Source organism: Streptomyces dryopteridis (assembly GCF_049606955.1).
Classification (GTDB): domain Bacteria; phylum Actinomycetota; class Actinomycetes; order Streptomycetales; family Streptomycetaceae; genus Streptomyces.
Map to the genome: position 1 here is coordinate 1994860 of NZ_CP187114.1, position 15714 is coordinate 2010573.

Genomic DNA, 15714 nt, shown 5'->3' on the forward strand with positions numbered 1-15714 from the left:
AAACGAAAGGAAACCCATGAAATCGCGCGTGCGTCTCAGACGTGTTCGCCGAACTCTCCTCGCTCTCATTTTCGTCACCACGGTGGGACTCTCCACCACAGGAATGACCAGCATCGCTTCTACACCCGACGAAGGCCCGCGTGTCGTCGGCGAACTTACCTCCGCCGGCCTGCCCGCCACGCCCAGGCCGGTCGAGGCCAGCCCTCTTCCGATGAATGCGCCCGAGCGCTGCACACCGACGGCGACCGGCTCCAAGGAGCGTGAGAACGGCGCCGTCGAATCATGCGTGATCGTTCGCCCCGCGAAGGCGGCGCGGTCCTTGCAGGCGAGCCCCACCGCCGCCCCGATAGGCACCTGCGCCATAGGCATGCCAGGTTCCTACACCTACGAGCGATTCCAATACTGCGTCAGCGGTGTGGAAGTGATCTACATACTCCGTGACCAGAACGGAAACAAGATCGGTTCCGGCGCGGTCGAGACGTCGACCAGCGCAACCCTCCCCGCACAGGGAACCACTTGGAACGAACAGATCGTCACAAAAATGACGAAAGCCGAAGGTGACGTAACCTCACTGACCGTCAGACTGAAAGCATCCTGTACCACCGGCTGCACCACCCCTAAAAATGCCCCTTGGCTCAGTCAAACGCTGACCCTCGGCAAATCAACCCCTGCCGGTGCAGTTTCCTACGCTTCGTCCCCGGGAGCCGGGCAGCAGACGGAGTTCGCCACCTCCTACCAGCTTTACGTCACGATGCCGGGCGCCGCGCCCACCGACCCCAGCGCATCCTGGAGCAACCCCCGAAAAATCCGCTGCGACAACGCAGTCGGTGGTTCGTCGACCGCCGGTTGTGTCGTCCCGTCCGTCACCCCTGTCGTATCCATGAGCGCGGCGAGCTCAGACCCAGGCGCTCTTGTGGCTGCCTATGGCTGGGCCCAGAAGAACCTCAATGGCGCCTGGGGCACGACGAGCAATCCTCTGACCCGATCGACGAGTGGCGTGGCTGACCGCACCGACGTAACCTGCAGCGATTTTACTGCGCAGACGACTTTGGTCACGGCAGATTCCTGCGGAGATTTTCCCTTCGGTGAGGCGCAGGAGGGCGGGGTTTCCGGTGCTCAGTGCGTTGAGGCGATTTCCCACCCTGGAAGTGGTGGATGGTCAACTTATATTCTCAATGATGGCCACAGGCTGGATCGCACATCGCCTTGCGTGCAGGCCCATGTCGCCCCTGATGCTAAGAAGTTCGCCAATGCGCAGCTAGTCCAAGGCTTCGTGGATCAGCGAGTGATTGATGGAGACAAGTTTGAGCTGAAGGTCTCCGCGCCGGATGCCGGGCCGCAGACGGTCTGTCTGAATAACCCCAATGGTCCTCCGGGTGCGTTGCAGAACGGAAATGGCTGGTTCAAGAACACCACTGAGCCGGTTGCTCTCATCAATAAAACTGATCCGGCGGACGGGCCCGGATTCCGTCCGACGCAGGCGCAGGCGTGCATTGGGCGGGGCACCCAAGAAGGTACCGATACCAGTAACCCCGTCACCGGAATGAAGGATGCAGATGATTTCAAGAAGAAGAACGGCGTAAGTTACCAGCTGGTCCGGTGTCATCTCATCGCGAAGATTCTCGGCGGGGAAGGTACGAGTGCCATCACTCGTTACAACCTTGTTCCTTGCTGGCAGAGCGGGATGAACACCGGTACACCCAGCATGAGAACATTTGAGACCAAAGCGCAGAAACTCGTGCAAGGCTCCTTGGTAGACTTTGGGGTCGATGATGCACTCTTCTATCAGGTGACACCCGTCTACAAGGACAAGGACAGCACCATTCCGTTGGGCGTCACCATGACCGCTAGAATTGAACGGGCGGACGGTACGACTGGGGAGCTGTTCCCCGATGTCTACGTCACCAACACCTATAGGAATACGGGATCGCTCAACCTCGGTAACTGATCCCCAAATAACTCGCCAACGGGAGTCAGAATGAATTTCATTACCCCACCACGGCCGGTCGACGTTACCGCGCTCTTCCCCAGGCTGGCCCCGTTGGCCCGTACGACGACCCGGCTGCATCCGCGGCCGGGAGCGCCTGGGGTGCACGACAGCTCCGTCGGCGGGCCGCTCCTGTGGCCCGCCGACGAACCTTGGCCGCAGTGTGCACAAATGCACGACAGTGAAGCCGTGGACAGGCTTCTCTCTCCTGACGACATTCGCGTGCTACGCCGCGACCTTGCTGCCGCCACCGAACGGCTGCGGGTGAACCCAGGGGCGCCTGAGGTCACCCCTGAAGAACGAGAGAACTGGGAGCGGATCAAGCCAGGACGTCCGTGGTTCGACGGCCCGATCGACCTCATCCCTGTTGCTCAACTGTTTGCCCGGGATGCTCCCATCCCGTGTCCTCCCGGTATGGACCTCCTGCAGGTGCTGTGGTGCCCGTTCGACCACGAGGAGGAGGCCCATCCCCGAACAGTCCTCGTCTGGCGCTCCTCCACCACCATCGGTGACATCCTTGCTATACCGCCGCAGCCACCAGTGGTCCAATCTGAGTACTACCTCCCGGAGCCGTGCTTGTTCTCACCGGAACAGGTCACCGAGTTCCCGCACCCGTCGGAGCTGGACGAGGACCTAGCCGACGAACTGAACGACACGAGTCGCTGGGAGTCAGTCGACCCTGCTTTGTACAGCGGGTACGCGTACGACCCGCAAGAGCTTTACCTGAACAACCTGTGCACCGCCCCCGGGTGGAAAATCGGGGGCTGGACCCGATGGAGCTCTGGCGATCCCGTGGACCGTCCCTGCCCTGAGTGCGGTGTTGAGGAGGTTCCGCTCCTCACTATTGCTTCCTCTGAGTGGGACCGCGGCAGCAAGACATGGATTGCCGAGGAGAGGTCGATGGCCACGATGTCGCCTTCCTTGGGCAACCGTGGTGGAAATTTCACCCTGCTCGACATTACGGGCGGCAACAACCTCCAACTCCATGTCTGCCCGCACAACCCGGCCCACCCACACATCACCCTGCTTCAGTAGGGAATTTAGGAGATCGCGGTTCTGCACAGAATGTGTTGGAAGGGAATTCTTAGTGGCTCGTACCACTCCACCACGTCCGTTTGACGTCGTTGCCGCATTGCCACGGCTGGCTTCCCTGGCTCGTGTGGCGACCCGGTTGCACCCGCGGCCGGGGTTGCCCTCGATGTGGGACAGCTCGGTTGGCGGACCGCTGTTGTGGCCGTCGGGCGAACCGTGGCCGCACTGTGCGGGGCCGCATGTATGGGACCAGGTCAATGTGGCCCCATCGCCCGACAACGTTCGGGCGGGACGGATCAGTACCCGGAATGCGATCGTGAGGGCGGCCAGCGATCCTGCCGCGCTCCGGTACACGGCTGAGGAACTCGCAGACCGTCTTCGTGCCCGGGAGGGGCAGCCCTGGCCCGACGGACCGATCCCGTTGCTTCCTGTGGCCCAGATCCACCTACGCGACGTTCCGATGCTGAGTCCTCCGGACGGAGCGGATCTGCTCCAGGTGTTGTGGTGTCCCTTCGACCACCCTGCCTGTCCCAGAACCATGCTGTTCTGGCGAACTGCGGACTTGGTCGTCGACCCGCTCACCGCACCGCCGGAGCCTGTGGTGATCCAGTTCGCCGGTTATCTGCCTGAGCCGTGCCTGCTCTCTCCCGAGCAGGTCACGGAGTACCCCCATTCGATGGAACTGCCGCCAGAGTTGCGACGGGAGGTGGAGAACCAGAGGGTGTGGCTGGCGGACGAGGAGCCTGAGGAGGATCCGTACGAGGAGGCACCCACCCCGCAGGACGTCTACGACGAGTCGTTGTCCGTCTCCCCTGGCTGGAAGGTCGGTGGTTGGCCTCGGTGGGGCCTGACCGACCCGGCGCCCATCGTCTGTGCCGCCTGCGGCAGCGAAATGAACCCGCTGTTGACGATGGCGCACGCCGAATGGGGTCCGACGACCGAGACATGGATCCCTTACGAGGACCAGGCCGTCCCGGCTTCCGTGCTCAATCCCTATCCGGCAGAACCGACCAGAATCCAGGTCGCGGACATCTACGGCCTGCAGCTCTACATCTGTTCTGCGTCCCCTGAGCACCCGCAGTTCGACCTGGTGCAGTGACCCCCCGTGTCTCCGCTCAGATCCGCCGGGGCTGCGCGGAAACACGAGTACTTGGCGGGCAAGCAGTTCGCGGGCCCGCAACAGCGCTTCGGCACTGTTCATTTCGATCTTCTGGGGGTCGGTGGCTTCTCATTCTCGGGTGGCCGATGGTGTGGAGTCGGAAGTCGATGACGACGCAGGCGCCCGACACTGGCCCGTTCCCGCGCCCGCTCCCGCGCCCCGGCCTGGTGGGCTGTGTCCCCGGTCGGTGGTCGGCCGTTGGGGTGACGTGGAGGTGGTGAGCGTGCTGTTCGCCGACGAATCCGTCCCGGCCGCCCGGGCCGTCGTCCTCACTCCGGGTCCGGCCGGGCCCCGTGTGCCCCGGCCGCCGGTCCCCGCCCCGGCCGCCGGCCGCCGTCCCGGTCGTGCACGTCCTGGAGCGTCTCGCCGACGAGCTGGCGGCGGCCGCGGCCGTTCTCGCGGATCGGGCCGACGCTGCGGGTTGGACGCCGGCCGCGATCCACGACGCGGTCACGGCTGTGGAGATCCTGGCCCTGGCCCTCGTCCGTGCCGGCGCCGGTTCCGGTCTCGCCCGTGCCCTCGCGCCCCTCACCGCGCCCGCCCCGGCTGCCGCGCCCGCCCCGGCTGCCGCGCCCGCCTTGGCCGTCGGGATCGTCGCCCCGGCTGCCGGGGCGGCCGGTTCCCACGCCCAGGCCGTGCCCACGGCCCCCACGGCCGCTCCGGCCCCCGCCCTGGTGCGGGTTCGTCGGGGTCTGGGGCCGGGCTGGGTGGGCATTCGGGCTTCCTGACCCGCCCCGTGCCCGCGCTCCGGCCCCGGCCGTCGGCCGCGCCCGGAGGCTGGTCGGGCCGGACGTGCTGGTCGGCCCGGGGTGGCTGTGCGCGCCCGGGCCCGGGCCGGTCCGCGCTCCGTCTGCGTCACGTGCGGGACTTTCGGCCCGGGCCGTTTGGCGGTGGGGTGTTCGCGGGGGTGGGGGAGTCGTGGGCGCCGCGGCGGGTCCTCGGGCCCGTGCACGCCCGCCGGCAGGTCGAGGCCCCCCCGGGGGGCCCGTTCCGCCCCGTGCACGGGGCCGTCGCCCTCGACGCCCGCCCAGGGTCCGGCCCGCCCGGCGAACACCGTCCGCCGAGCCAGGAGGACACCGCTGCGCCCGTCCCCGGGGCGGCCGGCCCGCGCCTCGGGCCCCGCCGCGCCCGGCCTTTGTGCCCGTCTCCGGTCCGCGTGCTCCTGGTCGTCGCCGCTCACCATCGCCGCCGCCCTCGTGCCGGCCTGTGTCCCCGCTCCGCCCGCGCCCGAGTTCCGTGCCGGACGTCCGGGCCCGGCCTCGGGGGTCCGGGTGCCGGCCCGGGCCGCTGGGGTGCGCGCGGGGGCGGCGAGGACGTTCGGCCACGACGAGCACGACGAGCACGCGTTGCTCCCGAGCGTTCGTCCCGCCGTGCCGGTCGTGCCCCGGCCTGCTGCCCGCCGGGCTTGTCGTGTTCCTCGCCCGCGCCGCCGCCCTCACCCGCCCCGCCCCGGGCGCCGGCCCGGGCCCCGTCGTGCTCGTGTGCGCCCGGGCCGGTGTTCGCGTACAGGCCCCGAGTTTCCCCACGTCCTGGTGGTCCCCGGCGTCCTCGCCGTCCTCGGGCCGGGCCTTGGCCTCCCCGAGGTCCTGGTGGTGCCGGAGTTCCTCGCCCGGCGACCGGGCTCGCCCCCCGCCCCGGGCCCGGTGTCCGCGTCTGGACCCGGCGTCCGAGCCCGGCCGCCGGCCGCGCTCGGGCCCCGCACCGCGCCCGGGGTTCAGCCGCGGTGATACCGGGCGTGGTCGGCGATCCGTTCCCGCAGCCCACCGTCGTCGATTCGGAGTTCCTCGACCCACATGTACGGCGTCCCCCACTCCCCGGGCATCGTGCACCCCCATACCCCGGGCCCCAACTCCTCCGGCGCGCCCTTGACCAGGCGGGCCCGGTGCGCGACGCCCTCGGACCACCGGCCCCCACCGGTCCGGTGTCCGATCAGCTGCCGCACCACCGCGGGTGTGCCGTAGTAGTGGACTCGCTGCCCGCCCCGCCGGTAGGCGTTGAGGATGTTCAGCACCTGCGCCTGCGGCTTGGGGGTGAGTTCCACCTCGATGGCGGTGGTCTCCCCGTCCTGGTCCAGGGTGACCGGGTTCGGCCAGTGGCTGCGCGCACGCCGGCCCGGGCCGGTGCTGTGCGCCGTCTGCGTCGATTGCGGGACGTTTGGCCTGGGTCGTTGGGCTCGTGGGGGTTGGTTGCGGGTGTCGCGTCTCGGCCGGGTTCGGCAGTGGCCCGTGTCCGGCCGGGTGGGGGCTCTCAGGGCCCGCCTCGCCTTGGGGCTTTGTGTTCTCCTCGGGCTCGCCCGTCGTCACCCTGCCTGTCCAGGTCGTGTTCGGGTTCCCGCCCCGGCCGGGGCGTCGACGCCGATCCGGCTGGGGCGCCGATGCCGATGTCGGCTGTGCCTGGGCCCTTGGGCACGGTCCGGCCCCGTGGCCCACCCTGGGTCCGGGCCGCCCCGCCTTCGACGCCAGTCTCCACGATGCCCGCGTCCCGACGCGCTCGTGTGTGCCCGGCCCGTGTCCGCGATCGGACTCCGACGTCTTCCTCGACTCCGAAGTCCTCGTCGACGGCGCCGGGCGTCCGGGCGCGTCCGGGCGCGAGGGCAGCACGGCCGCCGGGCCCGGCCTCGGGTCCGCGCGAGTGTGCGCCGGCCGCGAGGTATCGGTCGTGCCCGGCCGGGACCGGCAGGCCCGTGCTCGGCCTTGACGCCGGTCGAGTCCGGATGCTGGTCCAGGGGTCTGAGGGTGTGTGGGTTTCGGTGCCCTCGGCGGCGATTGTCAGAGGTCCGCTTTAATGTCGCGAAACATGGATATACGGGATGTTTCGTGGGAGTGGGACGAGTCGACGGTTGTTCCGGTCGGGTTGGCGGAGGAGTTCGTGAGGGCCGGGCGGTTGGACCTGTTGGTCCGTGCGGCGTCGGAGTTCGGTGACGGACGGTGCGCGCGTGAGGCCGTGACCGCATTGCGAGCGGCGGGGGAGTACGAGCGGGCGCTGGAGGTCCTGGAGCCGTATCTGGCGTCGGGTGGCCCGGGTCCGTTGCGGGAGCGGGCGTTGGTGTGGGTGGGCCTGGGCCGGGTTGAGGAGGCGTTGGAGTCGATGCGGTCGCACGTCGAGACGGTTTTCGAGGCGGACTGGAATCCGGCGCAGCCCTGGGTGCGTCTCGCGGAGGTCGCGGCGGCGGCCGGCCGGATGGACGAGGTGATCGGCGTGCTGGCTCCCCGGGTGTCGATGCCGTGGTGCCTGTCGACACTGGTGGAGTTGACCGAGGGCCAGGGTGTGGACGAGGAAGTCCTCGGCATCGTCACGGAGGTGACCGAACGCATGCGGCATCCGCACGCCCCGGGCGCGTTCCATGGTGAGCCGTGGAACGGGCCGTCGATGTGGGCCCTGGTGCTGGAACGGATGGGTTGCATCGATGAGGCGATCACCCTGCTCAAGCCCCACGCGGCCTGGGACGGCAGTCCCATCAACGTCAATCAGGACTGTGCGGAGCTGATCCTGCGGCAGGAGTTCGTCGACGCCGACGAACTGTCCTGGATGACCTCCAACAGGGTGAGCCCCAGCTTGTGGAGAAGCTGGTCGGATTACTTCGAACGAGTCATCCGGGAGGGCCGGCAGGTCGAGGCGGAGGCCGCGCTGCGGGCCTCGGACTCCACCCTCGAACTGCTCGGTCTGCTGTCTGTTCAAGGGCGGTTCGAGGAAGCGGCCGATCTGGTCCGTAACACCGATCCCATCGACAACCACCAGGAGTGGTACCTCGTGGCCCAGGAGATGGCCGACGCCGGCCGCGCGGACTTGGCCATCCCTCTCCTGGACGAGGGCTATGCCGACTATCCCCGCAACGACCACGGTGACCCGGGAATCCCCAGTCCCGAGAGCCTCCTGTTCCTGCGGTGGTGGGCGCTGGCCAAGGCCGGGCGCGTCGAGGACGTGATCGCCCTGCGCCTTCAGGCACCGCAGTGGGTCTGGGACGACTGGAATCACCCCGACGTGATGATTGCCGAGGCTCACGCCATGAACGACCGCCTCGACGAGGCCATCACCCTCCTGTACGACAACCCCGCCGACGGTGCCCACAGCGACTTGATCAGACACCTGGTCACTGCCGGCCGAGCCGACGAGGCGTTCACCCTCCTCACCACCCGTCAACCCACCTGACACCAACCAGGCCGCTCCCGCCCCGTGCCCGAGCCGCCTCTGCCCCTGCCTCGGGCCCGCGTTCCCGGCCCCGTCCCCGGGCCGCGTGCTCCTGCTCGTCGCCACTGCTCCCGTGCCCGGCCCGCGCCACCGCGCCGCCCGCGCCCGGGCCCACGTTCCGTGCCGGACGTTCGGCCGCGGCCTCGGGAGTACGGGGGTCGGCCCGGGCCTCCGGGGTGCGTGTGTGCGTGGGGGGCGTTCCCCCACGACGAGTACTTCCTCGACCTCGGCGCCCGCCCCGCGCCCCGCCGTGCCGGTCGTGCCCGCCCGTCCTCGCCCCACGTTCTCCACCTTGCCCGGAGCTCGGGCGGGCGCGCGGCGCCGGCCCCAGGGACGTTCCCGCCCGCCGCCAGGTCGTCGACGACCCTGCCGTGGCCCCGGGCGCTTTCGGGCAGCCGGCACCCCCTTTCCTCCACACCCCCCCTTTCCCCGTTCCGTGACCATGACCGTGATCGCCGGCCGTGTCCGGGTTCCGGTCGAGCGGGTCCTCGCGCTTGCGTGCGACGACGCGCCCCGCACCGCCGGCGGGCCGGGCCGTGGCCTCGGGGCCGCGAGGCCGGGTCGGGCGCTCGGCGCGCACGAGCCCGGGCCCGCGCCCGGCAGGGCCGCGCACCCGTGGCGGCGTGGGGCGTGCGGCCACGGGTGAGCACGATCGCGACTTGGCCGCCGCCCCGCGCCCCACGCCGACCAAGAGCCGCCCCGCCCCCACGCCCGGACCCGGTTCCTGCCCGCGGTCTTCGGCGCCCCCGTGCGCGAACCCCGCCGAGTCCTCGCGCACCCACCACGCCCCGGCGGCCGCGCCCCGGCCACGTCCTGCTCCGCCCCGGCCGGGAACGTTCCGGCCCGACGCCGACCTCCGGGCCGGGCCGGCCCACGCCGCCGTCCGGGGCGCGGTGCGCGCACCCGATCCTCGCCGGGCACGCCCGAACCCGGACCGGCCCAGCCCGGGCCGGTGTCCGCGAAAAGGCCTCGGGGGTTCCCCACGCCCTGGTGGTCTCCGACGCCCTCGACGCCCAGGTGGTCCCCGGACGTTCCCTGGCCGCGCCCTGAGCTCTTCGACGCCCCCCGGGTCCGGTGTCCTCGACCCCCGACGGTCTCCGCGCACCCCCGCCCCCCCCACACCCCCCTTCCCCGCCTCGTGCCCGAGACCGCAAGACCCCGGCCCCGTTCCGGGAGCCGTCCCCGGCCGGACGGACTTCACGCCCGACCACGCCCCGAGGATGCCGCCGTCGGGCACCCGCCGTCGGCGACGGCGCGGCCGGGCACCGGTGGCACCGGGCCGGTCGGGCGCGCGGGCGGACCCCGGTCCCGGGTCCGCGCGTGCCCGCCGCGCCCGGTGCGCCGCCCGCCCGCGCCCGGCCGCTCGCCGGTCCTCGCCCCGGGGCCCGGGCCCCTGCGGGACCTTCCCGGGGCCGGCCGCGCCCAGGACGCCGCCACGCTCCGACGCCCCGGGCCTCCGCCCCGGGCCTGCGGCACGGGCCCGGCCGCCGTCGTCGGGGCGCCTCGTCGGCGACGCCCGCTCCGGGCCCTCCGGCTTTCGCCTTCCGTCCCTCCGCTCCCGCCATCCGCCGTCGTTTCTGTTTATGACTTTCCGAAAAACGGGACCCTCGGCGTCCGGCTCACACCCCCTCCCGACTGCACAGAGTCCGTTTTATCCTCAAGGTTTTGTCGGATTTGGGTTTCTGGGTCAACGACGGCTTTTCCCCCAGTTCAAGACCCCGAAAAAGCCCCGATCAGGCCCCGAATCGGCTCGTGAACTCCGGCAAAACGCCCTCCGAGCCAGCCTGCACGGCACCTGAGCCCACCCCCGTGCCACACTCCGCGCGCGGCCCGCCACGCACAGTTCCCGCACCCCCGCGTGAAACCGCCCGCACACCCTCCCCTCACCGCCCCGAACACCCGCCGCTTCGCCCCCGCGCACCGGCCCGTCCGTGCCCGACCATGCCCGAACCCGCCCCCGAAACAGCGCCCGAACGCGCCCGTTCACCCCCGCGACCGGCCCCGACGGGGCCGGTCGCGCGCCCCGAGCAGCCCTTGACCCGCCCCACGACGGCCCCGAGCAGACCCCGAATCGCCCCCTCCCGCACCTCGAACCGCTCGTCGAACCGACCCTCGACGGCCGCGTTCCCGGCACCTCACGCCCACCCGCGCCCCCGCACAACCGCCCTTCGACCCGGCCACGGGACCGGTGTCGCCGCCTTCGAACCACCGCTCCGCGCCCCCGCGCACCGCCCCGCCCGCACCCCGGCCCCCGGTAGACCCCCCGGTAGACCCCACCCCGCCGCACGACCACCCGGCCCCCGACCACCGAGACCCGCGTTCGTCCGCGCCCGTCTTCGTGCACGAGCCCCGGCCCCCGCCGACGAACACCCGCTTACACCCCGCCCCCGAACCCCGCCGACACCGACCGCGCCCGGCTGTCACACCTCGTTCAGGCACACCATGTGCATTACCTTCCACCCCGCCCCCGCCCCCGCGCCCGCCTCCGAACCGCTCCGCGAAGGCCCCGACCGCGCCCATCCGCGCGTCCCGTCGGGGCCTGCGCGACACCTCCGCCAGGCCCGTCCTCGCCGCCCGCGGCCCGCCGTGACCGCCGGGCTTCCGGCGCGTGCTGGTAGCGTCCGGAGAGGGCGGGCAGACCCCGTGCCCCACACGCCGTCGGGCACGCGCGGACACCGCCCCCGCCCCCTGGCTCGCCACCCACCCCGGTGAGCCGGCGGGGCCCCGGGGTCGGTGGGTCCCACGCCCCCGCAGGGATCCACCGACCCCCACACCCGCCCGCGTCCCGGCTCGGGCCCGTTCAGGTCCCGTCCGGGCCGCTCGTGCCGTCGCTCGTGTTCCACACCTCGGGCCCGCCACCCCGCCACTCCAGAAGAGGATCCTCGCCGTCGAGGACGGCATCGGGGTCGGCGACGCCGACCCTCCGCAGGAACTCCGCCAAGTCCTTCCGGCCGTGGGCGGTGCCGAGGATCGCGTCCTCGCCGTGGACGTGGGCGCTCACCCGCCGGCCTCCACCAGGCGCCGGCGGGTGCACCGTGATCCGCGCCCTGTCCACACCACCACCCCACACCGCCCGCCCCCACCGCGCACCCCGAGCCGGCCCGTCCGCGCACCCACCACCGGCGTTCGTCGGGCACCCGGCACACCACCGCCCGGCTCGCCCTGGTCCTCCTCGACGACATCGTCCGCGCGCTCCACCACGCCTCTCGTCCGCTCCGGACAGGCGACGTGGCGGGCCACGGCACGACACTGAAACTCGGCAGCAAGCTAGTGCAATGTGGGCCCACATTCAGACCGGGAGGTCCCCCGCGGCCCACGCCGACGCCCCGCCCGTGCCCGCCCCACAGACCGCCGGTTTCATAAATCCGACCCGGCCCAAGGCCCCCGCCCACGCACCCCCAACGCCCCCTCCACCCCGCCCGGCGGCACCGCCGGCGCCCGCACCCGCCGCCGGGTCCGGACACACCCGTGCCCCCGACAACCGCCGGTTGTCGGGGGCACGGGTGTGGGCGGCCGCGAAGATTTCGTGGGGAAAGTTAAGGGTGCCCGGGCCCCAGAACGAGCTCGCCGTCGGGGCCGACGACGAGCCGGCCGACGAGCTCCTGGAGGAGTTCGTCCTCCCGCCTCCCGGTGCGTTCCGCCACGGCGCGGACCGCGCTGGCGGCGGGTTCCGGAACGACCACGTCGACCCGCAGCGGCCCCGTCCGGAACGGGGGGATCAGGTCCGGGACGCGGCGCCGGGCGTCGGCCTTCGCCACCTCCGCCGCGTACCCCGCAGCCACCTCGTCCGCGCCCGGTTCGTACACCGCGCCCTCCCCGGCCTCGACCAGAAGCGCGTCGATGCGCTGCCACTCCTCCCACCGCACCCGCGTGATGAGCGCCCGCCGCCGGGCCGTGCGTTCCACCCGCCACGGCTCCACCGCCGGCCGTGCGGCCACCGCCGCCTCCCGCGCCTCGACGACCTTCTCCACCACCTGCTCGCGGTGCAAGCCGGCCGCCGCGACGGTGACCCCGTGCGCGACCCGCGCCGTCAGTTCCCACACCTCCGCCGGCCTCACCGCCCACCCTCCCCACCGGGTTCGACGGCCCGTTCGGCGGCCGGTTCGGCGGTCTCGACGCGCGCGTGCCGGGCGTGCCCGCGCGTCTCCTGGCGGGCCCGGTCGGCGCGGCGGGCCGCGAGTTGCAGCGCGACGTCGACCCCGGCCTCCCACCCCTCCTGCCACGGATCCGCCTCGACCCCGGCCGCGTTCCGGGGCCCGAGCGCACGGAACTCCTCGGTGAACACATAGGCCCCCGCCACCGCCCCGGCCTCCACCGCCGACACCAGCTCGTCGGCCTCCCCGGCCTCGACGCCGGCGGCGGCCAGGAGCACGTGCAAGCGCCGCCGCGCCACGGCCCCGGCCTCCGCGTACTCGTACATCCGCCGGCTCATCACCACCCCGAGCCCGTTGCCCTCGCCCCCACTCACCGCACACCCGCCCCGGCGGTCTCGGTGAGCTCGGCCGCCCACGGCAGGCCGCGTTCGGCGAGCGCGACCAGCTGCTCGGGCGCGAGCCTCTCCCGCCGGCTCTTCAAGTTCATCGTCCACACCCCGACCTTCACCTCCGTGCCGTCCGGCATGACCTCCACGGCCTTGCGCTGCGGCAGCTCCCCGGTCCGCGCGAGGTACGCGTCGAGCGCGACCAGGCCCCGCTCGAACGCGCCGGCCCGGGGTGCCCGCCGCGGCTTCGCCACGACTTCGGCGGCCGTCTCCTCGGGCACGATCCCGAGCCGGCCGAGGCGTTCGCGCTGCCCGTCGACGAGCCGCGCCCAGACCTCCGCCGTGCGCTGCCGGGCGAGCCACGCCCCGACGTCGAGCCCGTTCACCGTGACTCCGGGCCGGACGTCGACGGGACCTTCCTCGTCCTGGACGAGGAGCGCCAGGGCGGCCCAGTGGCGTTGCCAGTCGGGGTTCCAGGTCGGGTTCCAGTCCGGGTCGATGACGGCCAGGGCGGCCACGACCTCGGGCCGCCGTGCCGCGATGTGGGGCCGGCGGTGGTTGGAGATCCACTGTCCGAGCGGCTTCTCCACCACCACCGCGTCGCGCGGGACGCACAGCGTTCCGTGCTCGGCGTAGTACACCCGGGCCGCGTCGAGGTGCTCGGCGATGTCGGCCTGGGCCCGGTCCCACTCGATCCCCAGCTCCTCCAGCTTCGCGGCCCGATCTCCCCGCATGCGCCCGGCCGCGAAGGCCGTTCGCTGCTCGGACCACCAGCGCCCCAGCGGGAACGTGCCCTCCCGGTGGAGGTAGGGGATCCGCACGTGGCCCTCCCGCATCCGGAACAGGCGGGCGGCCGCGTGCCCGCGCCGCCAGTCGAGCCGTTCGGTGTCGATGACCTCGTACCGGATGAACTCCGCGATCTCCACGGGGTCCCGCCGGGTGGAGAACCGCAGCAGGTACCGCTCGTCCTCCACACCCTCCTCCGGCGCCTCCCCGAGCTCGATCGGGGCCACGTACCCGCGCCCCTCCTGCGGCATCGCGAGATGCTCCAAGGCATCCTCGTCGTGACTCCTCAGACCACGCAAAACCTGTACAAGCGGCCGGTACGCCCGCGAGGAGAGATCCGATTTCTCGCCCTCGGGCAGGAAGATCGGCACGATCAGGGAGGCCATTTTCCTTTCCCCGGGGTGCTGCCTGAGCGCTCGGCCGATGGCCTGCACGATGTCGTGCGGGGCGCCCTTCGGATCGGCGAATACCACCGAGTCCACAGCTCGAATATCGACGCCTTCCCCGAGGACCTTGCACTGGGCGATGACGGCCCGGTGCGCGGTGTGGGAGAACCCGTGCAGCACCTCCTGGCGCCGCTCGGCGGAGTGCTCCCCGGACAACCAGTCCACCCACACCGGGTCCCCGTGGGCCTCGGGGTCGGCCTTCCGGAGCTTGCGCAGGGTGCCGGGCAGGCCCTCGGCGAAGGCGCGGGCCTCCACGGTGCGGTGGTGGAACGTGATCGCGGTCTTCAGCCCGTACTCGGCCATCGTCTTCAACACGGCGGCCTGGAGCACGGCGAGCCGGTCCCCGCGCACGTCCTCCTCGCGCCGCTCCTGCCCGAACAGCCGGCGCGGCGGCAGCACGGGGTCGGTGACCTCGACCACGATCACCCGGTACTCCGCCAGGAGCCCACGCCCGACCGCCTCGGGCAGGGAGAGCTCGAAGACCCGCCTGCCGTAGACCGTCTCGTCGTCCATGCTCGCCGCCAACCAGGGCGGCAGCAGGGTCTTCCCGGCCACGCGTTCCTTCTCGGCGTGCTGCTCCCGCACCCGCTCCGACGGCGGCCGGTCCACCCACACGCGCGGGGTGGCAGTGAAGTACAGCCGGCGGTCGGCGGGCAGCAGCTCCTGGTCGTGGACGTCGGCCCACGTCTTCGCGAGCGACCCGGACGTGCGGTGCGCCTCGTCGGCGACCACCAGGTCGAACCGGCCGAGCTGCTGCCCGTAGGTCCCGGCGCACGCCTCGATGACCACGCCCATCGAGCTGTAGGTGGCGAACATGACCACCGGGCCGGCCCGGTGCCACAGCGCGAGCTGCGGCGGTGAGGTCGTCGACCGAATCCCCAGCTCCCAGAGCACCGGGTCGTCGTCCAGCGAGCACACGGCCACGGCCGTGCCCTCGTGGCCGGCAGCGCGCCAGGCCGCGGCCGTCTGGGTCAGCAACTCCAGCGTCGGCACCAGGACGAGGATCCGGCCGTGGGGGACCAGGCGCCGCGCCGACTCGGCTGCGATCAGGGTCTTCCCGGTCCCGCAGGCCGCGATCACCTGCCCCCGCAGCCCGTTCCACGGGATCCCGTCCCGGGGCACGTCCATGCCCCGCAGGATCGCGTCCACCGCCTCGACCTGATGCGGCCGCAAGCTCATCCCCACGAACTCCACCTTCCCGAGAAAGGACAGCAGGCCGAATCCGTGAGAATGCACGCGCATCAATAGCCGGATTCACCCACCCCGAAAAGCCGACCCGAATCCGAAACACACACGTGGTGAACCCCGGCAAGAAATCCGCACGAGACAGAACACGGATTCCCCGACCGGTCCGTGTGCTCCGGAGGTGGGGGGCTTGTATCCGTGATGGTACACGTGCATGATGTGATGCACAGCCGGTTCGGGACACAGCCCCTCGTGTGGGTGACGAACCGGCCTGGTCCAACCCGGCACCACCTGCGACCGCTTGACGACAGGTCACCGGCCACCCCGCTCCCGCCGTTGCCGGCCCCGCGAAGCGGGACCAGCCCGAAGGGCTGGAGGAGCAGAGCGAAGCGGCGCGACCAGAGGCCCCGAAGGGGACTCCGCCCCGCAGGGGCGCACTCTCGCGCGCAGC

At 71.8% G+C, this 15714-nt stretch carries 10 protein-coding genes; 5 read left to right on the top strand and 5 right to left on the bottom strand.

The genetic code is table 11. The features are described from left to right. Positions 1 to 103 precede the first annotated feature (103 nt). The 4 genes from ACN20G_RS35360 to ACN20G_RS35375 all read left to right on the top strand — a co-directional run bounded on the left by ACN20G_RS35360 (position 104) and on the right by ACN20G_RS35375 (position 4906). A complete protein-coding gene (locus ACN20G_RS35360; RefSeq protein ID WP_424217360.1) occupies positions 104 to 1948 on the top strand; it encodes a DNA/RNA non-specific endonuclease in 1845 nt (614 codons plus the stop codon). 30 nt (positions 1949 to 1978) lie between these two features. Next, positions 1979 to 3022 carry a hypothetical protein gene (locus ACN20G_RS35365; RefSeq protein WP_424217361.1) on the top strand — a complete coding sequence of 348 codons (1044 nt, stop codon included), beginning with the start codon at positions 1979 to 1981 and terminating at the stop codon, positions 3020 to 3022. 535 nt (positions 3023 to 3557) lie between these two features. Beyond that, complete coding sequence (locus ACN20G_RS35370; RefSeq protein WP_424217362.1) at positions 3558 to 4118, top strand: non-ribosomal peptide synthetase; 561 nt, start codon at positions 3558 to 3560, stop codon at positions 4116 to 4118. Positions 4119 to 4522: 404 nt separating this feature from the next. Next, the gene (locus ACN20G_RS35375) at positions 4523 to 4906 is read left to right on the top strand and encodes a hypothetical protein (RefSeq protein ID WP_424217363.1); all 384 of its coding nucleotides are present in this window, start codon (positions 4523 to 4525) and stop codon (positions 4904 to 4906) included. 986 nt (positions 4907 to 5892) lie between these two features. On the opposite strand, the gene ACN20G_RS35380 is transcribed toward ACN20G_RS35375, so the two are convergent. Further along, positions 5893 to 6219: a hypothetical protein gene (locus ACN20G_RS35380; RefSeq protein WP_424217364.1), complete on the bottom strand. Its 327-nt coding sequence runs from the start codon at positions 6217 to 6219 to the stop codon at positions 5893 to 5895. 902 nt (positions 6220 to 7121) lie between these two features. Here ACN20G_RS35380 and ACN20G_RS35385 point away from each other — a divergent pair. Next, positions 7122 to 8327, top strand: a complete 1206-nt coding sequence (locus ACN20G_RS35385) for a tetratricopeptide repeat protein (RefSeq protein WP_424217365.1) — start codon at positions 7122 to 7124, stop codon at positions 8325 to 8327. Between the two features lie 2839 nt (positions 8328 to 11166). Here ACN20G_RS35385 and ACN20G_RS35390 read toward each other — a convergent pair. From ACN20G_RS35390 to ACN20G_RS35405, 4 genes are all read right to left on the bottom strand, one after another. Continuing rightward, positions 11167 to 11367, bottom strand: coding sequence for a hypothetical protein (locus ACN20G_RS35390; protein ID WP_424217366.1), 201 nt, complete (start codon positions 11365 to 11367; stop codon positions 11167 to 11169). 535 nt (positions 11368 to 11902) lie between these two features. Next, entirely contained in the window at positions 11903 to 12424 is a 522-nt protein-coding gene (locus ACN20G_RS35395; protein ID WP_424217367.1) for a hypothetical protein, read from the bottom strand. Next, positions 12421 to 12834: a hypothetical protein gene (locus ACN20G_RS35400; RefSeq protein WP_424217368.1), complete on the bottom strand. Its 414-nt coding sequence runs from the start codon at positions 12832 to 12834 to the stop codon at positions 12421 to 12423. Before ACN20G_RS35400 ends, ACN20G_RS35395 begins: the two co-directional genes overlap by 4 nt. After that, positions 12831 to 15320, bottom strand: coding sequence for a Helicase associated domain protein (locus tag ACN20G_RS35405; protein ID WP_424217369.1), 2490 nt, complete (start codon positions 15318 to 15320; stop codon positions 12831 to 12833). The genes ACN20G_RS35400 and ACN20G_RS35405 overlap by 4 nt, the downstream gene beginning before the upstream one ends. Positions 15321 to 15714 lie beyond the last annotated feature (394 nt).